This is a genomic window from Lyngbya sp. CCAP 1446/10, from assembly GCF_026130175.1.
In the GTDB taxonomy this organism is placed as follows: domain Bacteria; phylum Cyanobacteriota; class Cyanobacteriia; order Cyanobacteriales; family Microcoleaceae; genus Microcoleus.
On sequence record NZ_JAIGNI010000006.1, the window covers coordinates 1 to 19,567 of the forward strand.

The following is a 19,567-nucleotide window of genomic DNA, read 5'->3' on the forward strand; positions in this document are numbered from 1 at the left end:
TCGCAAAACTCTTTGTTATTCTAAATGTGAGGAAATGCTGAAGCATTCTATTAAGTTATTAATACATTACTTGAAATTTGACGATATTCCCATTCCTGGGGCATCCATACCTTGATTCAGCAACGCCATATCTTTGTCACCAGCCCAGAAATTGTATATGAAATTGCGATCGCACTTATAAATTGAACTAATCAAAGACCATGCTATAGCCAGTGATTGGGATACGTCCTTTCGTCCGCTAAATTATTAAATATCACGGCGCACAAGACCAAGATCATCGATCCCTCAAAAGCAGGTGTTAGCAAAAATTGCCAGTCTGGTTTGGTCATCATGACGACTAACGCAACTGCTCCCGAAGGCGGATGTAGAGTTTTGGTCATCTGCATAACTCCGATCGCACTAGAAACCGCTATCCCCATCGCAACAGGAGAAGAACCGAAAAAATGCAGAATTATTAAACTTACTAGAGCAGCTAAGAAATTTCCCCCAATGACATTCCGGGGTTGAGCCAAGGGGCTGTCAGGGACACCAAATATTAGAACACTTGTAGCGCCAAACGGAGCCATTAGTAAAGGAGAATTAGTTTTTACAGAAAGATAGGACGTTGCGGTAATTGCCAAAAAACTGCCAATCCAACTCCAAACAATATGTCGGTGATGAGGTCTTTCTATTGGGCAAGTCAATGCACACGATTGCCACCTACCAAGAATTTTAAACCAATATCTTTCCCATTTCAGCAGAATTTTTTTAGGGTCAACCATAAAAGTTATTTGATAACCGGGCGTTTTAAATTGTTTGATCCAGCCTCTACTAAAGTTAAGATACCATAACAATTCGTAAAAAAGTAGTTAAAAATACAGATTTTTTGCTTTTATGCCAGTATTGATCACAACTCGGTTGGAACGGACTAGCAAGTTTTGTCGGTTTTGCCACAGACGTTACCGGCCGCCACACAACTTCACCGGTAGCCCTCCGAGTTATCGGGGTAAAACGAGAGGTTATTGGTAAGGTGCGAACCGAGTCAGCATGAATTGACCGATCGCACCCACGCTTTCGAGCGGCCTCTGGTTTAGCGGTGCGATCGCCCTTTTCCGGTCATTCCCGATAAGTTAAGACACTGGCTGCATTTGTCAATCAGTAATAATACTCAAAAAAACTGGCGATCGACAAATCAAGTGTCAATAATCCCCGCACATAAGGGGGCGGGGTGTATATCAAACCTTGATTCAGCAACGACACATATTGTGCTCAGTAAATACAGTGCAAAGCATTTAGCTAAACAGACGGGAATCCCCACACTAATCGAAGCGATATAGTGTGGGATGAAAGGCGCGGTGAGACTCCTGATTCCACCCGCTCACAACCTTATACGATGCAAGCGTTGAGCAGTGAGCGGGTGGATGACGAGACGAACAAATTATTTCATTCAACTTTTCTTAATATATTTTAACCATTTATGTTGCCATTGGAGATTTGGCGATAAAAGTTAATACTTGACAATAGAAGTCTCTCTGAGTGTGCAAACAAATATTTATTTACGTACTTGACACGAAGTAACGCATTCAAGTATATTAACAGTAATTGATAAATCGCGACTGAAATTACACATTCACCGCTTAATGAGAACTTCTTACCAGTATCGATTACGTCCAACAAAATTACAAGTCATTAAGATTGACAGATGGCTGTCAATGTTATGTGCACAGTACAACTATTTGTTGGCAGATCGATTCAACTGGTACGAGCAAAACCGTTCATCCATTAATGCGTGTCTGCTAGGCAAGCTACTTACCTGAACTGCGAGATAATCCCGATTATTACAGTCAAAAAAAGACGTTACCTCAACTCAAGAAAACTCACCCTTGGTATGCCGAGATTTACTCTCAAGTCCTCCAAGACGTAGTTAAACGAGTTAAGGTAACGTTTGATCGCTTCCTCAAAAGTGATACCAATGGAAAACGCAGCGGTAGACCAAGATTTAAACAACGCAGCCGTTACCGCACGTTCACCTATCCTCAAATTAAAGACGGCTGCTTGCAAAACAACTTAATTAACTTGCCGATGTTCGGAAAAGTTAAAGTTGTTTTGCACCGTTCAATACCTGATGGATTCACAGTCAAAACCGTCTCTATTACCAAAAAAGCTGATGGGTACTATGTCACTCTCAGTTTGGAAGATTCAACAGTTCCTGAGATTAAACCAAATTTCAATCCTCAAAAGATTATTGGAATCGACATGGGGCTGAAGGATTTCTTAACAACATCAGAAAACGAGACTGTGGCAATTCCCCAACATTACCGCAAAGCTCAAAAACGCCTGCGAACTATTCAAAAGCGAGTCTCGCGTCGAAAAAAAGGCAGCAACCGCAGGCAAAAAGCAGTCAAACAACTGGGGAAATGTCACAAGAAAGTAGCGGATAAGCGTAAAGATTTTCATTTCAAGACTGCCAATAATTTATTGAAAGAATACGACGTTGTTGCAGTTGAAGACTTGAATGTCAAAGGACTTGCTCGTACAAAACTAGCTAAATCTGTGTGGGACGCTGGGTGGTCAAGCTTTCTGTCGATTCTCACAAACAAAGCCGTAAATGCTGGTTTGTTGGTAGTCCCAGTAAGTGCCTATAATACTTCACAAGATTGCTCTGGTTGTGGTGAAAAAGTACCCAAAAAGCTGCATGAAAGATGGCATGACTGCCCACATTGTGGATGTAGTCTTGACCGCGATCATAATGCTGCGATAAATATAAAAAATAGGGCGGTGGGTCATCCCGTCTTTAAAGCTCAGTTAATGTCCGAAGCAATAGCTGGAGTCACTGAGAAGCCTACACCATACTGTACTCAGTTGGTGTAGGAGTATGTCACGAAAACTTGTAGCGGACAATAGAAGTTTGTAGTGAGGACTTTAGTCCGCAGCATTTAATAAGGACTAAAGTCCTCACTACAAACCTAATTAATTGGCGTTGTGAGTATTTAACAAATCAAAGCTTTTTCACCACATCTTCAGTTTCGCGAAACTCCTTTGCATCCGCCAAAATCGGATTGACATCAAACCAGTAATCCTCGCCGTAACGGTATTCAAACACCCAGAGACTGCGTAACAAAATTTGGTATTTAGTTTCTCCGTTGACAGTTTTGGTAGCGGATACTTGGCGCAGTAAATTCCACTCATCAGCTTCGATCGCCAAAGTAAGCTGGTGGCGGCGCTGAACAATCACATTTTCCAAAGTTTCCCGCGACAGAGGAGGGTCTTGTTTTTGCAGACAGCTATAGAGTAGTTGTAACAAATTTCGGACATGACCCCCGCTAACTCGACACAGGCGATCAAGTGTTTCGGCAGAATCGAAAATTTTGTCAACCAAAGCATAGCGCGCTGATGGTTCCACCGTCGGAAAAGCCCGCGCCAGAACCATCTGTCGCAGCAATTCCACACCCTCTGCACACTCAGAACCGTCATTCAATTGCACCGGCACCATCGGCAAAACCTTCGGATCTACCCCAAAGCGATTGGTCAACTGGCCCAAATCGTTAGAGAAAATCAGCACCAAAGGAATTGTATACACGATGTGGCAATTGAGTCTGGCCAACTGCTCCCCGCGATCGACAAACAGATATTCCGGCTGCAAGCGCCCCGTCGGTTTCGCGCACAGGTGAATGCGATCGAGATTGTCGATAATTACCACAAGTCCCTGTTTACCTTGGCGCTTGAGTTCTTGATTTGCAGGTTCCAGCAACTCCTTATTCAGTGCATCTAAAATTACGTTGGTTCTGGGCTCCAAATATTGCCGCAACTCCGATCGCAAATTCGGAGCATCTTTCGCCTTAGCCGTAATTTTGCCAATACCCAGCGCCAGAGAAAATTCTCCCTCAGTGCTGGCATTTATTTCCCCAAAACCGGGAATATTAGCTTCAGCCCTCAAATCAATTTGAGTTTGAAAAACATCAGCAACCCCCTTAAGCAAAGCTTTAAAACCCGTCGGTTGCAGCTTGATTTGCATTTTCTCAATGCTTTCGCTCACCTGACGAGCAACGCTCAACAAAATGTCAGTAATATCGACATCAGCCATGTCTAAGTCTTTACTCGACTCAAAATAAACAACATGAAATCCTTGCTGCTGCAATTGAGCTTGCAGCCGCAGCAATTCTGTTGATTTGCCAGAGCCGATGTGACCGGTAAATAATTGACAAGTAGGCGCATCGGGGGATAGGCGGCTGATGGTACGCTCCAATTGTTCTACGATCGTGCCGCCCCGCACTGAGGAGAAATCGATATAGTATTGTCGGTCTTCTTCATTTGCTACTGCCAGGGTGTAGCTGGGATTGCAGGCTTTATAAAATTTCTGTAAATTTAGTTCCATACCCTGTTCTCTGTTTGATAACATTATGCCCTAATAGCTTCTTCATTTAGCTATTGTATGAATCCGAACAAATTGCCAGTTAATTCTGATGTTTTATTTTCCGGTCAATATCTCGATATAGCTCATACCATTTGAGATTTAATAATTAAAAATTGGGAGCTTGCAAGCGAGTTCCATTTTTTTATGAAAGTCAGATCATTCTTCTTGAAATCATCTGCGTTTATCTCCGTCTATCTGCCTGACATCTACGGTTTTCTCCTAAATCCCAAGATTATGCAATTCAAGTCTAGTTTTGTTTAAAAAAATCGCCTAAAAAGGGAGCTATTACCTATTGACTTTGCTTGATTTTTGAGCTATATTTTAGATAATAGGAGTGGTAACTTCAAATTTAATTTTTCCACTATTCCCATTATCTAATGATACTTCAGAAAAGTTTCAAAGTCAAGCTTTGAGTCCGAAAAAAAAGGCGTTTTTTTTTTAATTTAGTCAAGAAAAATATTTTTGCCATGACTAATTCTAGATTAAGTTGAATAAGTTGAAAATGAGCAGGAATATTCTGAGAGTCAAATCATTTCCTGTGTCCGAAAGGAGAGCATCTGTTTATGCCGATCGCCAATTTGCATCCTAAAATCAAAGACGAACAGTTAGCGGTAATGTTCTCGACTAAAAGCAGCTATTTTAGTACGGTTAACCGAATGTAGAAAGGGCGGACAATTGTAGCCGCCCCGATCGATTATTTAGTCAGTTGATTTTGCATCAATTCTACCATTCGTTCGCCGACACCTCCGGCAGAAGCTGGGTTTTGACCTGTGACAAGTCGATCGCTGGCCACAACACAAACCTCAAAATTAGCAACCTTCGTAAACTTCGCCCCGCGTTCGATTAATTTTGACTCCAGCAAAAACGGCACTATTTCAGTCAATCCCACAGCAGCTTCTTCTTCATTAGTAAAAGCAGCCACAGTCTTGTTAGCAACCAGATATTTGCCATCAGATAACTTAATGTTGACTAACGCGGCCGGCCCGTGACAGACAGCACCCACAATCCCGCCTGCTTCGTAAATAGCAGCAGCAATCGCAGCAAGTTCCTGATTATCAGCAAAATCCCACATAGTTCCGTGTCCGCCAGCATAGAAAATAGCGCCATATTCTGCCGGGTCAATTTGTGTAGGATTGAGAGTATTTTCGACTCGCGAAACTTGTTCGGAATCGTCTAAAAAAGCCTTATTTAGCGGGTCTTCTAAATCAATCCCAACCATTGGGGCTTTGCCACCTTTGGGACTGACAAAATCTACCATTAATCCAGCACGAGTAAAAGCCTCCAACGGGTGCGTCACCTCCGGGAGATAAAAACCAGTTTCTTTGCCAGTATCGCCCAGTGTATCGTGGCTGGTTAAAACAATCAGAACTTTTTGGCTAGTCATAATTTATTACTTTTGCTGTCAGGTGTTTTTGTCTGTTATTTCATCCTAGGTCGAATTCATCTAAAATACAAATTATAAAATTTTAGAGCAGCTATAAATCTATTTATAGATAAGATAGCGTTTGAAACCATTGTGGTTAATTGTATTTCCTTTCTTCCCTCTTCCTTCTTCCCTCTTCCTTCTTCCCTCTTCCTTCTTCCTTCTTCCTTCTTCCTTCGCCATGATTAACTTTGAATGGTATCGGAGCTTTATCGAGGTTTACCGCGTGGGAACCGTATCAGGTGCCGCCCAAGTTCTCCACCTCACCCAACCCGCTGTAAGCCAACACCTCGCAGCCCTAGAGTCAGCTTTGGGAAATCAATTGTTTCAAAGGACTCCGAGGCGGATGGTGCCCACGGAAGCGGGACAAAGACTGTATACTCAAGTTGCTGGTGCGATCGAGAAACTGGAGTCAGTTCCGCACAAAAACTCCACAGCCGAAATTCCGCAAACCATCAAAATCGGTACACCGCAGGAATTCTTTACTGAACGAATGCTCGATCGACTCCCTACCGAAGAGCGCACTTTTTACACCGTGCAATTTGGGTTAACAACAGAATTAATCCCACAACTCAAAGCCGGAAAACTAGACATTGTAATTGCCACTCAAAAAATTACTTTATCCGATATAGAATATCAATTATTATTCGAGGAAACTTTTTGGCTAGTCGGCCCGCCAAATCTGGAAGTTCCGATTGCCGAAGGAATCAGCCAAACAGACTTAAATCCCCTCGGTCAATGGCTGCCAACCCAACCGTGGATTGCGTACAGCGAAGAATTACAGATCGCCCGTCGCTTTTGGCGCGTCGTATTTGGCAGAAGAATCGACGTTCATCCAAAACTAATTATTCCCGATTTAAGAGCAATTAGACAAGCTATAGAATGCGGATTTGGTTTTAGTGTGCTTCCCGACTATTTGTGTGCAGATTGGGTGACAGAAAATCGCTTGACACCTGTGCTTAAACCTACGCAGGCTGTTACTAATCACATCTGGCTGGCTTTTCGGAAATCTGAAAGACAGTTGCCAAAAATCAAACGGATGTTAGAGATTTGCCAAATCAATGCTAACTAAGTTAGCCTTAGAGTAAACCATCAATATCAATTTCACTTGGAGGTCACTTGTGGTAACATCTGCACCAGAAGCTACAGCAGAACTGCAAAAACCTATTGGCGAACAGCGCGTAGTAATTTGGGGGTTATCTTGGGACGGTTATCTACAAGTTCTCAATGCCTTGCCCCAGTCACGAGGCTGTCGTTTGATCTATGACAACGGGATTCTAGAAATCACCATGCCCTTAGAAGAACACGAATTTTCAAGTCGATTAATCGAGTGTTTTATTCGGACGCTGATTGAACTCATGGGGATGCGGATGAAAACGATGGGCTCAACAACTATGAACTATCCTCTTCTCAAAAAGGGAGCCGAACCAGATAATGCCTACTACATTCAAAATCAACCCCTCGTCAAAGGCCGCAATGTCGATTTTACCAAAGATCCTCCGCCTGATTTAGTGGTGGAAGTAGATATTACTCATACTGATATTGATAAAAACAAATTCTACGCTGCTATTGGTGTACCGGAGTTTTGGCGGTTCAATGGCAAAGTGTGGCGAATTTATCAATTACAGGAGAGCGAGTATATGGAGGTTGAATCGAGTCCTACCTTTCCTCAAGTACCGAAAGAAAGGCTAATTGCTTTTCTAGAACAGGCAAAAGAAGATGAAATTGCCGCAATACGCGAGCTGCGGGCTTGGTTTTAACGCTGTTTTGAAACACTTAAGTTACGCCTAGTTCGGATAGTCGGACTTTGGAGAAGTCGTCTCGGTTGAGTGTGTCCTCAAAGAACGGGGTTTCTACCCGAATTTTCGATGAAGCAAACAAATCCCACTAGCACACACTCTCCTTCCTCACTCTGCGCCCTCTGCGCCCTCTGCGGTTAAAAACTCCAAATCATACTAAAAAAGGGCTGGTAATTATACCAGCCCTTCAACTAATTTGAGATATTAAATTACAACTAATTTAACATCTCAAACCTCAAAACAATCTAGCTTCTGTCAGTAGCAGTTGCTGGCTCAAAGCTTGGAACCACCAACTCATCATTCTGCTTAGTGAGCTGATTGTACAGCCTTTCAGTATTCGGGAAATTGGCAGCAGGGAGAGTCGGGAAGCGACGGTAAGGAACAGTATCCTCGCCAAACGCTTCGGCATATTCAACAGTGCTCAACATCGCGTTGATAAAGCCCTTAATCCCTTTACTTGCGAGGATTTGGTTGTACGTCCGAATCTCCGCTTGATTGAGAGGAGCGCGGCCCAAGAAGTGCTTGGTTCCCAACTCAATCACCTTAGTATTGGGATAAGGTGCGTAGAACTGTTTCACGTACAGTGGCGAGCAACCCAAAGACTCAATGAACTCCTTGAGATTGATTTCATTGTTACCCAGTTTGCTTTCCAGCGCCGTGAATTCATTCTTCACATACGCATTCATGTCGCGCTCAAAAACTTGACGGTAAGCAGCTTGAATTAAAGTTTTCAAAGCTACTTTGTCTTGAGTTCCAGTCAGCTTGAACACCTTAGTTTGTTCGCGCCGCTTGCTGACACCTTGAACGAGGCGATTTTCCAACTCGATATCGCCGAGATTGCTCGCAACACCAAGTTCGATAAACCGAGGTGTTTCTGTCGCCAGCTCAACGTTGACCTTTTTCTCACCAAAGGAACTCGATCGCATCGTCCGCATCGACAAACCAGCCGGAGTCACGTAGCGCTCGTAGGGGACAGTATCTTCCCCGAAAGCTTCGTTGTACTCCAGAGAATCCATGATGCCATCGACCAGCGCGTAGAAACCCTTCTTGGCGCAAATGTCAAAGTAAGCGTTCATTTCCTGGCGGCCGTAGGTAGGGCGTCCCAGGAGTCGGCGGTGGATGTACTCGATCGCCTTACAAACGTAGAGCTTGCTCCAGTACATATTGCGGAACACATCAGACTTCGCCAACATCCGAATAAACTCGCGCATCGGAATATCGCCGTTTTCCAGCTTAATTTCCGCCACCTTTTGGCGCTGGCCATCGAAAACATCGCGACCAAACACTTGCAGGTAAGCAGCCCGAATCACCGCTTGGGTGGAGCTTTCGGTAAATTTGACACTGGAAGCACTGCTGTAGCTGCTTGCTGACACACCGCGAATTGATTTTTTATTAGATGTGTAACCACCGGGGAGCTGGTCTAATTTAAAGACCTTGGGGCCGAGAGAGCCGGGAGCCTTGCCACGGGCATCCGGGTTGCTGAGTTGGTTTTCAATACCTGCACCTTGACGGATCAGGATGCGGCGGGTGTCCTTGCCGAAGGGAGCGGGACGGCTCTTGGGGTTGCGAGTTTCTTTCGGGAAAATCGCGCCGAACTGAATTTCTAAGGGGTCGTTACCAACGCCGTAAACGTGCTGGTCTGGTAGCGGCTGGTTGTAGCCGGCAAACAAGGTGATGAACTGAGGAACCTTGCGGAACGGAGCGCTGAAATTGAACAAATCAATTTGCGGGCCCCAGTTGCGGCATTCCTGAGCTTCTTGGCCCAAACCGCGCAGGTAAGGCACTGTTTCTTCGCCGAAGTAGTCGGAATATTCCTGGGAATAAACCATTGCGTCTACGAGGGCTGCCAGGCCCCCTTTAGTGACGATCGCAAAATACTTACTAAATTCCTCACGCGAGCTCAAACCGCGGCCGAGGAAGTGGCGAGCGGCAAGTTCTACAGCGCGGCTGTTGACAAACGGTTCATAGAATTGCTTGCGGTACAGAGGAGATTTACCCAATCGGCGGATAAACTCTTTCATCGAGATTTCGCCGTTTTTGACCTTGGATTCCAGGTCAGAAATGCTTTGGCTGTAAGCGCGGGTAATGTCGCGCTCGAATACTTGGCGGTAAGCTGCTTTGACTATTTCTTGCTTTTCGCCTGACGACAGACCGGTTTTCATCGCGAATTTCGATCGTCTCTCAGCAGCGTTGAAATAGATTTGAGGCAGTTGTAGCCCTTGCTGATCCTTGGTTTCGCGCTGGCGCACCTTGTCTGAAGGTGTGGGAGCTTTGAATTCGGTAATGGCTACGTCGAAATACTGTGCGACGATCGCGCGTCCGGCCTCATCATTCTTGAAATAACCCAAGGATGCAGCCTTCATTTCCTGCATTGCCACAATTGTAGCCGCCGAAGAGCAAGCATTTTCGATAATTTCCCGCAATCCGCGCACGTTCACCGAAATAATGTTCGGGTCGCCAGCGACAATTGCGTAGGTAATGTAGCGCAAAAACCAGCTTAAATCCCGCAGGGATTTAGTCATGTTGCTCGGCCCATAGCGCGAGACATTAATCGGCTGAAAACCTGCTGGGATGGGGCCGTTATTGCCACCGTTAGTAGAAAACAGATTTCCCAAGCCCAATAATCCGCCGCCACCTGAGCCTTTGCCGCCGCCGCCACCTGCGCGACCTTCAACGTAAGTAACAGTTCCCAGTTTCATGCCTTCAGAGACATTCTCCGAACCGCCGCGAGTCGCGCCAGCCATAGCCATCACTGGTTCTGCTGGTCTTTCCAAAAATGCCAGCGGAGAACCGCCGGTAAAAATCCGGTTAGCCGCGCGGGATACGATCAGTTCCGAATTCCTAGTCAGTGTTTCAGAGATTGCGATCCGAAGAGCACCGGAACTGAAATAAGTTGCTAGTTCGCTGAGTTCGCCCCGCTGTAGGAAGCGGTCTTGCTGTTCAGCTTGCGAAATCGTTGCGACTGGTACAGTTTGATATAGTTGCGGACGTGCAACTGAGCTTCCACCACTTGCTTTTACAGTCATTAGACTCTTTCGCTCCCTATCTAAATTATCGTTGCAGCATTTACCCAGACTAACCTTGCCTTCTGATGCAGGTACAACTAGGTATTTTGCTTTGTTTACTTTTTGCCTTGACCTGTCACGAGGTTCGGGCGCTTACTTTCTTAGATTAAAATGTTTTGGTTTCATCTTTCTTCCTGCCGGGAAATGTCCGACCCGAAGACAGGCGCGGGGAAATCCCTCTGCGCTTGCCTCGCCCGTACACCCGTAAAACAAAAAACTCGGCAGGAGAGTTGACGAGTGGGCGATCGCAGCCAGTGCCGTCAATTAAGGAAAAAGAAAATCCAAAATTTTCTTCTGCCTTTTTCTGGGTCTTTTACTTTCTGCCGAAAGATGCTTCCGCTTTACCCGAAAGCTCAGCGGTGGGTGATTGACAGTCCTTGTTTGTTAAAAAGCCTGCCGAGACTTATTGTATAGATTTAAGAGAGCGTATATGAGAAAAAATGATAAGTTTTATTACGCGAAAGCTGTCAGTGCTTGGCTCTCAGGGGTTAGTCGATCGCCTGCTCCCTCTGTTTGAGGCTGGCCCAACTCGTTCCCGACACTCCCATTGCAAGTAACGAAGCAAGAGGAGTGTACCGCGTAGCAGCGCTCGGAGCGAGGTTCTTCAGGTAAGCGAGCGTCCCGCTCGCAGTCCGAAAAAACGCTTTTTACACTCATCGGGATGCTCCCGAAGCTACTGACAACTAATCTCAACACTCACGCAAAGATTGCCTCAACTATGGATACTACGCCTGATATCAGTGCTGCCGTGCGGCGACTCTACGATACTTTCCCTTTCCCACCCGATCCCTTGTCGGATGAACCACCACCAGGTTATAACTGGCGCTGGAGTTGGCCTGATGCTTACAATTTTTGCACCGGCCAAAAGCCGCCAAAACTCGATATTCGGATTTTAGATGCTGGCTGTGGTACTGGTTCGAGCACGGATTATCTGATTCACCTCAATCCTGAAGCGTCGGTAACGGCGATCGACCTTAGTTCGGGTGCTTTGAATGTAGCACAAGAACGCTGTCGGCGATCCGGCGCGCGCGAAGCCGATTTTCGCCATCTCAGCATCTACGATGCCGATCGACTCGAAGGGGAGTTTGATTTGATCAACTGTGTGGGCGTGCTGCACCATTTGCCCGATCCGATTCGGGGCATTCAAGCGCTGGCGACGAAGTTGGCAAGCGGCGGTTTGATGCACATTTTTGTGTATGCTGAGCTCGGCCGCTGGGAGATTCAATTGATGCAAAGGGCGATCGCACTTCTGCAAGGCAGCCAAAAAGGGGACTATGCCGATGGCGTGAAAGTCGGCCGTCAAATCTTTGCTTCATTACCAGAAAACAACCGTCTTGTCAAGTACGAAAAACAGCGTTGGGCGGGAGAAAATCAGCGGGACGAATGTTTTGCTGATATGTACGTTCACCCGCAGGAAATTGACTACAATATCGAGACTTTGTTCGAGTTAATCGACGCTTCGGGATTGGAATTTCTCGGTTTTTCAAATCCGGGATATTGGCAGTTAGAGCGACTTTTGGGGAAAGCGCCGGAATTGCTCGAAAGAGCGAAAGGTTTGACGGAACGGGAGCTTTATCGATTAATTGAATTGTTGGATACAGAAATCACTCATTACGAGTTTTTCTTGGGTAAAAAGCCGATTCATAAAATTGATTGGTCGGACGATAAGGCACTTTTGGCGGCAATTCCAGAGTTGAGTGGTTGTATGCACGGTTGGCCGAGCGATCAAGTGTTTGATTGCAACTACCAATTAATCAATTTGTCAAGTGCTGAATTTAAGTTTTTGCAAGGTTGCAATACCGGAACTGTAGGGGAGATTTTGGCGGATGTCGAGATTGGACTGGATGAAGTGCGATCGATCTTATCCAAACAGCTCATTTTGCTAACACCCGGTAAAATCTAAGGGCGGGCAAGATGCCCACCCCACAATCAAATTAGATTTTTGTGGAACAGGCATCTTGCCTGTTCTTGAAAATGGTGAAAAATGTGAGTAAAATCCAAAATCCCATGACTTTTCAATTTCCAACCGTAGTCAAAGAACGTCTTCAGGCATCGCCCTCACAGATAGCCGAATTTTGCCAGCGCTGGAATATTATTGAATTAGCATTATTCGGTTCAATCCTGCGAGATGATTTCCGTCCCGAAAGCGATATAGACATTTTAGCAAGCTTTGCCCCCAACATTTGCTGGAATCTTTTCGACTTTTTTCAAATGCAAGAACAATTAGAAACGATGTTGGGGCGCGACGTAGATTTAACTCAGAAACAACAGATAAATAACCCTTTTAGTCGAACAGAAATCCTGCGTACTTGTCACATCATCTACTCTAAAAATCGCAGTATTTCCAGTTTGTACTTTTCAATTAAACCAGCAAATCTAACTATGCAAGCAGACAATAGAAATCAGGCTGCCCTCTGGGATATGATAGAGGCAATTAAGCAAATAATGGAGTTTACCACTAGCTTGTCCTGTGCAGAATACCGAGTAAATAGGATGGTGCAGCGGGCTGTTGAAAGAGAGTTTGAAATTCTCGGCGAGGCTGCTAGGAGAATTTCGGAGGAATTCCGTCAAGCTAATGATGATATTGATTGGCGCAATATTATTAATTTGCGGAATATCATTGCTCATCGGTACGATCGCGTGGAGCCAGACACTCTCTGGAATATCATTGTCACAGTGTTGCCAGGTTTGCTAAGCCAGTTAGAGTTGTTGCTACCACCGCTGCCGCCAGATGTGGAATTACCTGATTGAATCCGTGGCATAAATCCTCCAATCCAAATCCCAAAGGGATTGACAGAGGCCCCCAAATGTGGATACGCTTTGAAATTAGAGGTTGCTTTGCTTGTAGAGGAAGTAGCCCGCGTCGCCCAAAAATCTAGTTGCACTGCCCAAAGCTGTTGCGAGCAGCAATGGACAGCTAACCGCCAAACTGGTATCAGCAGTCTGGAGGCTAACGGAGTATCTTAACATCCTCTGTAGCCGCCCTGCTATGCGTTGAAAAGCGGGGCGGCTGGGTTTTTGGGTTTTTCTAGAAAACCAAAAACCAGGAGAACATAATTATGTCACAGGAATTCTTGCCTGACGACAACAAATTTGCACGATCAAATGACGACTCAGCAGCAGAATCGGAACAGGATGTGGTGTGTGTAACGGTGACAGGTTCGCCCAAGGGTGTCAGGGAAACCATACTCACCTTGTACCGCCTGGGATTTGCCGAAGTCGGCGATTGGAGTCCCGTACAGCGTGCAGCCAATCCGAAGCAAGTGATGAGTGTGCTGATTCGCCGTCGGAAGCGCAAAGCGTAGGTGTTTGCTCGTTCCCAGGCTCAGGCCTGGGAACGCATTCCATGAGGCTCTGCCTCCTATTTTTGTTTTTATCCGCTAGCGAGGCGGAGCCTCTGGATCTCGGTTCCCAGGCTCTGGGCTGGGAACCGGTTAAGAAGACCAACAAAAAAAGCTATAGGTTGCGATTAATTCTTTGAATTGGTCGGACATAATTTGTATTAGCTCTGACCCAGTAGCGAGTTCGACCGAATGAATGGCTTCCCACCCATAGCCAAGGTTTTCCCCGTCGGTCAAGAAAAATTCCAACAGCATCAAATCTTTCTCCAGTGGGCATAATCCTATCAACAGGCAAATCAATCATATCCATTCGATTACTTTGACCAGTCCTATCTTGCCAGCGAACATTCAAGCCTTCTGGATCTACGACTTCCCACACCCAAGGCATGACTCCACTATTTCCGTTGACAATGCGGTAGTCTCCATTTTTGTCAGCCTCTGGATAGGTGTTGGGATTTTGAACTTGGAGCAACGGAGTAGCAACGCTTCCCCCAGAAAAAGAAGGAAAGAAAACCCCGGCAGTGAAGATTAGACCAATCAAAAGATTTTTGAACATAAGAACGAGTGATTTCCTGATTTAGAGCGTCAAACATCTAGAACTGTGTGTATGTACAAGTGATGGAAGGATATCTAAAACTTTACTTTACTAAGTTTAATTAAAGATCGTTATAAGCATCATCATTCCAATATTCATCTTCTAAACTGAATGAACTTTCGTTTGTCAAGTGACCTAACAAAAATCCATCAACATGGCTTAAACGACCTCTCCAAAAACCCCAATCGGTTGTTCTAGTTATAGAATTGCCAAATTGAATCTCAGCACTTGATAAATAGATAAATTCTTGATTTCTCAGTTTTCTTCCTTCTCTAAAGGAATCTAAAAATTTAACTCTACTTTCCTCTGTAGGATAAATACTAATAGCCTTCTTGATATGTTTTCTTATGTTTACAAAATACCAATTTTCATTACTCAACCACCCTTTAACAACTATACCTTGAACAAAAAGAGTGATGGGAATAGTTATGCTATCTTGATACGCTAGTTCTACCAGTTCCCTTAAAAACAAATCTGAATCTGATGAGAGGAAACTTTTTTCTGGACCGGTATAAGATGTGTCTAAATCCTTTTTATTTTCAAATTCTACAACGTACTCAATTCTTACTATAAACTTAGCCTTCTCAACCTCATCAACAATTATCCTTTCTTCTTTAAGAATTTTTGATTTATTTTTAACTCTAGCTTCAACAATGTAATCTAGCTCTAAAGATAAAGAGGTAAGATTACTAATCTTAATTAACTCACCTACTTCTAAACCTAAGTCAAAATCGTACCTAGCGACCTCTGTCAAAGTAAAACTATCTTCAACAGATTGAAATAAAGAATCCTTTCTAAAGGTAGGCATCATTATATGTGAAGTAATCATACAGAACATTCCTAAATTACAGTAAAGTAGTTTAACACAAAACATTTTTAAAGACATCAACTATTTACATCTCGACACTTGATGCAAAAAAGCTAGACTGACACAACCCCGACACCGCCAACACTCCGAGCCGTGTCAGACGTGCTTAGGGTGCAATTGTGGCAGCCGTGCCAGTGCCAGACGTGCAATCGATCCCAAAACCCCACAGCAGCGCGTCTATGGTGCATTTTTGAAGCCGTGCCACCCCTGCCATCCGTCGGAGATGTCGAGTCGATCGCCCCGTGTCGATCGGACTGCCGCCAATTTTGGAGTCTTATTGGTGGAAAACCCTACTAACTTCGGCAGACATCAAAGCCTGTCTTGCTTTTGCAGCGGATCGTGAAAAAAAGAAGTTTTCCTGTATTTATTAATAATCGTTATAATATCCTTAACAAAGGACTGATAAATGTATGAAAATTAGAGCAATCATCCATCCCGCAGAAGAAGGTGGCTATTGGGCTGAAGTTCCCGCACTTTCCGGGTGCATTACCGAAGGAGATACTATGGAAGAAGTGGTGGCTAATTTAAAAGATGCGATGGTCGGTTGGCTCGATGTTGCTAATAGTCGTGAAGCAATTGCCTCCACAGATAAAATTGTTGAAATTGCTGTATGAAATCTATTTCAGGGAAGCGACTGTGCAAAATAGTAGAGCATAAAGGTTGGGCTTTGAAAAGAGTTACTGGCAGTCATCATATCTATGAAAACGCCGAAATAGAACAAATTTTGTAAATTCCCGTTCACCGGAATCAAGATTTGAAAGTTGGAACCTTAAGAGCCTTGATGAAAATAGCCCAGCTATCTGAGGAAGATTTGCAAAGTTTGTCTTAAGTATAATCTATTTTGAGAGCGATTTCCTCCGGCTGAGGAATTGCCTTAAAAACTCTAGCAATCCTGGAAGGTAAAAGATGATACAAGCCCACAAGCCAAAACTTACCTTTGAAGAGTACCTCACCTACGAGGACGACACCGACAACCGCTACGAACTAATTGACGGAGAGTTAGTAATATTGCCGCCAGAATCCGAACCTAACAACGCCATTGTCAGCTATCTGTTTTTAGTCCTTGTCAATAGTGGCATCCCTTGGCGGTGTATCAAAACACATATGTGCGAGATCCAAGTTCCGATCCTGCGCGAGGGCGACGCAGCTAACCGTTACCCCGATTTGGTGATTTTGCGGCCCGAACACATCTTGCTGACAGCATCTAGGCTAACTATCACCCTTGATATGCCACCCCCTCAATTGGTAGTTGAGGTAGTTAGTCCCGGTAGAGTTGGGCGCGATCGCGATTATATTAGCAAACGAGCCCAATATGCCGCGCGCAGCATCTCTGAGTATTGGATTGTTGACCCTCAAGACCAAATGGTAGCGGTACTCAGGTTAGAATCTGGTGAGTATGTCGAAATTGGAGTATTTCAAGGGGAACAAACACTTGTTTCTCCAACATTCCCGCAGTTGAATTTGACGGCTGGACAAGTCTTGGGAGGGGAGTTTTAACCGCCGATTTGAGACATTGTGCGGCTGTAATTTCCTTGAGTAGTTCCCGAATCCCGCTGTTTGAAATTAATCTCCGGTTTAATCTCTAATATGTCCCGCACTCGATCGCGCAATTCGCTTAGAATCACTGCTGTCACCACTTCCTCCGGCTGAGGAATTGCCTTAAAAACTCTAGCAATCCTGGAAGGTAAAAGATGATACAAGCCCACAAGCCAAAACTTACCTTTGAAGAATACCTCACCTACGAGGACGACACCGACAATCGCTATGAACTAATTAACGGAGAGTTAATAACATTGCCGCCAGAATCGGGCCCCAACAATTTCATTGCTAACTATCTACTATTCACTCTGGCTAGTAGCGGGTTCATCCCACTCATGCTGATCAGAACACATATGTGCGAGATCCAAGTTCCGATCCTGCGCGAGGGCGACGCAGCTAACCGTTACCCCGATTTGGTGATTTTGCAGCCCGAACACATCTTGCTGACAGCATCTAGGCTAACTATCACCCTTGATATGCCACCCCCTCAATTGGTAGTTGAGGTAGTTAGTCCCGGTAGAGTTGGGCGCGATCGCGATTATATTAGCAAACGAGCCCAATATGCCGCGCGGGGCATCCCTGAGTATTGGATTGTTGACCCTCAAGAGGAGATAGTAGCGGTACTCAGGTTAGAATCTGGTGAGTATGTGGAAGTTGGGATGTTTCAAGGGGAACAAGCACTTGTTTCTCCAACGTTTCCGCAGTTAAATTTGACTGCCAGACAAGTCTTGGGAGGGGAGTTTTAACCGCCGATTTGAGACATGGTGCGGCTGTAATTCCCGGCGTTAGTTCCCGAATCTCGCTGCTTGAAATTAATCTCCGGTTTGATCTCTAATATGTGCCGCACTCGATCGCGCAATTCAACCGTAGACACCCCATTCCGCAAAGCAGTTTTCAAGTCAATTTGCCCCGTTTCGTTCAGCAGACAAGGCCGCAGCCACCCGTCAGCAGACAAACGCATCCGATTGCAGCGATCGCAAAAACACTCCGACATCTGACTAATAAATCCTAAAGTACCCTTCGCCCCCGGAATCTGAAACACATCCGCCGGCCCGTTTCCGCGCACTCCCGACTCGGCTAACCCGTATTTTTGATCAATTTGTTGCCGCAATTCCGCTGATGCTACCCAACCTTTGTCGCCAAATAAGTCGCCATTCCCGATCGGCATAAACTCAATAAAACGAACGTGCCAATTACGGTTAATTGTTAACTCTGCCAACTCCAATATTTCGCCGTCATTCACGCCGGGAATTACCACAACATTTAATTTAAGCGGGTCAAATCCTGCTTGATAAGCTGCTTGAATTCCCTCCCAAACCTGCATCCACCGAGAACGTCCGCGACTGCCAATTATCTTGTCAAAAGTCTCCGGTTCCAAGGAATCCAAACTAATATTAATCCGGCGCAAACCAGCATTGTAGAGATTTTCTGCCATTGGGGCGAGCAAAAATCCGTTAGTTGTCATTGACAAATCTCGCGTTTCGGGCAAAGATGCGATCGACCTTACCAACTCCACCACCCCAGGCCGCAGCAGCGGTTCCCCACCAGTCAACCGAAACTTGGTAAATCCCACGGGTATAAAAACTTCCCGCAGCAGAGTTAGCAATTCCGAGTGGGTTAACAACTGCTGCTGCAATACATAGTCCAACTCGCTACCTTCTGGCATACAGTAGAGACAGCGGAAGTTGCAGCGGTCTATCAAGCTAATCCGAAGGTAGTCTACGGGATTCATGTCAATACTGTATAATATTACCTAAGTATAAATCCTGATTCAATTTTCTGCAATTATTGATAGAAAGCAAAAAAACAGCATCGATTTCTCTCTCTTCTCTTACTCTGTGCTCTCTGCGCCCTCTGCGGTTAATAAAAATCTAATTGGCAAATCCATATATTTATGACATTCTTTAAATTTGAAGCCGATTTTGTAGAAGCGCTGCGCTGCATTCCAATGCAAGTACGCCTCAAGTTAGATACTTGTGGCATTAAACTCAAGTTGCAAGACTGGAATCATTTTACTCAAACAGAACGCCAAACAATTGTAGAGCTTCCTTGTTTGACAAGTGCAGAAATTATCGAATATCGAGAACAGCTAAACCAAGTATTAATCAAACATACTGGTAAATCTGGAACTGATTTGGTGATCGACCTAAATCCGCCCTGGATGGATGCTGCAACCATACCAGAATCTGTGACAGCCAAAGCCCAAGAGTTTGATTTGACTATTACTTTGGCACAATGGAAGGCTTTGGACGCGATCGAGCGATTTGCTTTAATTAAGCTTAGTCGATCGAGCCACGAGAATAAAAACTTCATCCCGGCGCTGCAAGAGTTTAAGGTGATTGAATGAGATCGGGTTTTATTTGACCGTAGAGGGCGCAGAGTCAGCTAAGTAGATCGGCGGAAAAACCCATAATATCTTATAGGGGCGGGTTTAGCCGAGATCTATGCCATCAGGCAGTTTATGCAGGCTAAACCCGCCCTCCTCATCTTAACTTAATGGATTTGCCCGATCGACCTCTGAGTATCTCACTAAGTGAGGTTTAC

General features: G+C 44.9%; 19 protein-coding genes and 2 pseudogenes. 11 read left to right on the forward strand and 10 right to left on the reverse strand.

Annotated features, from left to right (window positions below):
• Positions 1-203: 203 nt before the first annotated feature.
• On the reverse strand, positions 204-761 hold the full coding sequence (locus tag K4039_RS04255) for an HPP family protein (protein WP_265233893.1): 558 nt from the start codon (positions 759-761) through the stop codon (positions 204-206).
• Positions 762-1,619: 858 nt separating this feature from the next.
• On the opposite strand from K4039_RS04255, the pseudogene K4039_RS04260 reads away from it, so the two are divergent.
• Positions 1,620-2,850 (forward strand): annotated as a pseudogene (locus K4039_RS04260) (RNA-guided endonuclease InsQ/TnpB family protein).
• A 127-nt stretch (positions 2,851-2,977) separates the two neighbouring features.
• Here the strand turns inward: K4039_RS04260 and K4039_RS04265 are convergent.
• From K4039_RS04265 to K4039_RS04275, 3 genes are all read right to left on the reverse strand, one after another.
• On the reverse strand, positions 2,978-4,354 hold the full coding sequence (locus K4039_RS04265) for a P-loop NTPase fold protein (protein WP_265233894.1): 1,377 nt from the start codon (positions 4,352-4,354) through the stop codon (positions 2,978-2,980).
• Positions 4,355-5,087: 733 nt separating this feature from the next.
• Complete coding sequence (locus K4039_RS04270; RefSeq protein ID WP_265233895.1) at positions 5,088-5,777, reverse strand: type 1 glutamine amidotransferase domain-containing protein; 690 nt, start codon at positions 5,775-5,777, stop codon at positions 5,088-5,090.
• Positions 5,778-5,876: 99 nt separating this feature from the next.
• The gene (locus K4039_RS04275; RefSeq protein WP_265233896.1) at positions 5,877-5,999 is read right to left on the reverse strand and encodes a hypothetical protein; all 123 of its coding nucleotides are present in this window, start codon (positions 5,997-5,999) and stop codon (positions 5,877-5,879) included.
• On the opposite strand from K4039_RS04275, the gene K4039_RS04280 reads away from it, so the two are divergent.
• Together K4039_RS04280 and K4039_RS04285 are read left to right on the forward strand one after the other, a co-directional pair.
• Positions 5,998-6,888, forward strand: a complete 891-nt coding sequence (locus K4039_RS04280) for a LysR family transcriptional regulator (protein WP_265233897.1) — start codon at positions 5,998-6,000, stop codon at positions 6,886-6,888. The genes K4039_RS04275 and K4039_RS04280 overlap by 2 nt on opposite strands.
• Positions 6,889-6,937: 49 nt before the next feature.
• A complete protein-coding gene (locus K4039_RS04285; protein WP_265233898.1) occupies positions 6,938-7,576 on the forward strand; it encodes a Uma2 family endonuclease in 639 nt (212 codons plus the stop codon).
• A 284-nt stretch (positions 7,577-7,860) separates the two neighbouring features.
• Here the strand turns inward: K4039_RS04285 and K4039_RS04290 are convergent, their stop codons facing one another.
• Complete coding sequence (locus K4039_RS04290; RefSeq protein ID WP_265233899.1) at positions 7,861-10,641, reverse strand: phycobilisome rod-core linker polypeptide; 2,781 nt, start codon at positions 10,639-10,641, stop codon at positions 7,861-7,863.
• 757 nt (positions 10,642-11,398) lie between these two features.
• On the opposite strand from K4039_RS04290, the gene K4039_RS04295 reads away from it, so the two are divergent.
• A complete protein-coding gene (locus K4039_RS04295) occupies positions 11,399-12,583 on the forward strand; it encodes a bifunctional 2-polyprenyl-6-hydroxyphenol methylase/3-demethylubiquinol 3-O-methyltransferase UbiG (RefSeq protein WP_265233900.1) in 1,185 nt (394 codons plus the stop codon).
• A gap of 104 nt (positions 12,584-12,687) precedes the next feature.
• The gene (locus K4039_RS04300; protein WP_265233901.1) at positions 12,688-13,431 is read left to right on the forward strand and encodes a HepT-like ribonuclease domain-containing protein; all 744 of its coding nucleotides are present in this window, start codon (positions 12,688-12,690) and stop codon (positions 13,429-13,431) included.
• Between the two features lie 75 nt (positions 13,432-13,506).
• On the opposite strand, the gene K4039_RS04305 is transcribed toward K4039_RS04300, so the two are convergent.
• Entirely contained in the window at positions 13,507-13,650 is a 144-nt protein-coding gene (locus K4039_RS04305) for a hypothetical protein (RefSeq protein ID WP_265233902.1), read from the reverse strand.
• An 89-nt stretch (positions 13,651-13,739) separates the two neighbouring features.
• Between K4039_RS04305 and K4039_RS04310 the strand changes: the two genes are divergently transcribed.
• Entirely contained in the window at positions 13,740-13,985 is a 246-nt protein-coding gene (locus K4039_RS04310; protein WP_265233903.1) for a hypothetical protein, read from the forward strand.
• Between the two features lie 151 nt (positions 13,986-14,136).
• Here K4039_RS04310 and K4039_RS04315 read toward each other — a convergent pair whose 3' ends face one another.
• On the reverse strand, positions 14,137-14,577 hold the full coding sequence (locus K4039_RS04315) for a hypothetical protein (protein ID WP_265233904.1): 441 nt from the start codon (positions 14,575-14,577) through the stop codon (positions 14,137-14,139).
• Positions 14,578-14,677: 100 nt separating this feature from the next.
• The gene (locus K4039_RS04320; RefSeq protein ID WP_265233905.1) at positions 14,678-15,445 is read right to left on the reverse strand and encodes a hypothetical protein; all 768 of its coding nucleotides are present in this window, start codon (positions 15,443-15,445) and stop codon (positions 14,678-14,680) included.
• A 449-nt stretch (positions 15,446-15,894) separates the two neighbouring features.
• On the opposite strand from K4039_RS04320, the gene K4039_RS04325 reads away from it, so the two are divergent.
• The 3 genes from K4039_RS04325 (at position 15,895) to K4039_RS04335 (ending at position 16,981) form a co-directional block, all read left to right on the forward strand.
• A complete protein-coding gene (locus K4039_RS04325; RefSeq protein WP_265233906.1) occupies positions 15,895-16,098 on the forward strand; it encodes a type II toxin-antitoxin system HicB family antitoxin in 204 nt (67 codons plus the stop codon).
• Positions 16,095-16,214 carry a type II toxin-antitoxin system HicA family toxin gene (locus K4039_RS04330; protein ID WP_265233907.1) on the forward strand — a complete coding sequence of 40 codons (120 nt, stop codon included), beginning with the start codon at positions 16,095-16,097 and terminating at the stop codon, positions 16,212-16,214. Before K4039_RS04325 ends, K4039_RS04330 begins: the two co-directional genes overlap by 4 nt.
• Positions 16,215-16,390: 176 nt before the next feature.
• The gene (locus K4039_RS04335) at positions 16,391-16,981 is read left to right on the forward strand and encodes a Uma2 family endonuclease (RefSeq protein ID WP_265233908.1); all 591 of its coding nucleotides are present in this window, start codon (positions 16,391-16,393) and stop codon (positions 16,979-16,981) included.
• Here the strand turns inward: K4039_RS04335 and K4039_RS04340 are convergent.
• Positions 16,978-17,097 (reverse strand): annotated as a pseudogene (locus tag K4039_RS04340) (cyclic pyranopterin phosphate synthase MoaA); the annotation flags it as partial. The gene K4039_RS04335 and the pseudogene K4039_RS04340 sit on opposite strands and share 4 nt — an antisense overlap.
• Before the next feature lie 78 nt (positions 17,098-17,175).
• Between K4039_RS04340 and K4039_RS04345 the strand changes: the two are divergent.
• On the forward strand, positions 17,176-17,769 hold the full coding sequence (locus K4039_RS04345) for a Uma2 family endonuclease (RefSeq protein WP_265233909.1): 594 nt from the start codon (positions 17,176-17,178) through the stop codon (positions 17,767-17,769).
• Here the strand turns inward: K4039_RS04345 and moaA are convergent.
• Positions 17,766-18,755, reverse strand: a complete 990-nt coding sequence (gene moaA / locus K4039_RS04350; RefSeq protein WP_265233910.1) for a GTP 3',8-cyclase MoaA — start codon at positions 18,753-18,755, stop codon at positions 17,766-17,768. The genes K4039_RS04345 and moaA overlap by 4 nt on opposite strands.
• 162 nt (positions 18,756-18,917) lie before the next feature.
• Between moaA and K4039_RS04355 the strand changes: the two genes are divergently transcribed.
• A complete protein-coding gene (locus tag K4039_RS04355; protein WP_265233911.1) occupies positions 18,918-19,370 on the forward strand; it encodes a nitrate reductase associated protein in 453 nt (150 codons plus the stop codon).
• Positions 19,371-19,567 lie beyond the last annotated feature (197 nt).

What these genes read in the sequence shown, in the direction of transcription:
- K4039_RS04320 (WP_265233905.1), bottom strand. Translation starts at nt 15,445, where the DNA reads ATGATTACTTCACATATAATGATGCCTACCTTTAGAAAGGATTCTTTA.
- K4039_RS04330 (WP_265233907.1), top strand. Translation starts at nt 16,095, where the DNA reads ATGAAATCTATTTCAGGGAAGCGACTGTGCAAAATAGTAGAGCATAAA.
- moaA (WP_265233910.1), bottom strand. Translation starts at nt 18,755, where the DNA reads ATGAATCCCGTAGACTACCTTCGGATTAGCTTGATAGACCGCTGCAAC.
- K4039_RS04255 (WP_265233893.1), bottom strand. Translation starts at nt 761, where the DNA reads ATGGTTGACCCTAAAAAAATTCTGCTGAAATGGGAAAGATATTGGTTT.
- K4039_RS04335 (WP_265233908.1), top strand. Translation starts at nt 16,391, where the DNA reads ATGATACAAGCCCACAAGCCAAAACTTACCTTTGAAGAGTACCTCACC.
- K4039_RS04315 (WP_265233904.1), bottom strand. Translation starts at nt 14,577, where the DNA reads ATGTTCAAAAATCTTTTGATTGGTCTAATCTTCACTGCCGGGGTTTTC.
- K4039_RS04345 (WP_265233909.1), top strand. Translation starts at nt 17,176, where the DNA reads ATGATACAAGCCCACAAGCCAAAACTTACCTTTGAAGAATACCTCACC.
- K4039_RS04280 (WP_265233897.1), top strand. Translation starts at nt 5,998, where the DNA reads ATGATTAACTTTGAATGGTATCGGAGCTTTATCGAGGTTTACCGCGTG.
- K4039_RS04290 (WP_265233899.1), bottom strand. Translation starts at nt 10,641, where the DNA reads ATGACTGTAAAAGCAAGTGGTGGAAGCTCAGTTGCACGTCCGCAACTA.
- K4039_RS04355 (WP_265233911.1), top strand. Translation starts at nt 18,918, where the DNA reads ATGACATTCTTTAAATTTGAAGCCGATTTTGTAGAAGCGCTGCGCTGC.
- K4039_RS04270 (WP_265233895.1), bottom strand. Translation starts at nt 5,777, where the DNA reads ATGACTAGCCAAAAAGTTCTGATTGTTTTAACCAGCCACGATACACTG.
- K4039_RS04305 (WP_265233902.1), bottom strand. Translation starts at nt 13,650, where the DNA reads ATGTTAAGATACTCCGTTAGCCTCCAGACTGCTGATACCAGTTTGGCG.
- K4039_RS04325 (WP_265233906.1), top strand. Translation starts at nt 15,895, where the DNA reads ATGAAAATTAGAGCAATCATCCATCCCGCAGAAGAAGGTGGCTATTGG.
- K4039_RS04275 (WP_265233896.1), bottom strand. Translation starts at nt 5,999, where the DNA reads ATGGCGAAGGAAGAAGGAAGAAGGAAGAAGGAAGAGGGAAGAAGGAAG.
- K4039_RS04300 (WP_265233901.1), top strand. Translation starts at nt 12,688, where the DNA reads ATGACTTTTCAATTTCCAACCGTAGTCAAAGAACGTCTTCAGGCATCG.
- K4039_RS04265 (WP_265233894.1), bottom strand. Translation starts at nt 4,354, where the DNA reads ATGGAACTAAATTTACAGAAATTTTATAAAGCCTGCAATCCCAGCTAC.
- K4039_RS04310 (WP_265233903.1), top strand. Translation starts at nt 13,740, where the DNA reads ATGTCACAGGAATTCTTGCCTGACGACAACAAATTTGCACGATCAAAT.
- K4039_RS04295 (WP_265233900.1), top strand. Translation starts at nt 11,399, where the DNA reads ATGGATACTACGCCTGATATCAGTGCTGCCGTGCGGCGACTCTACGAT.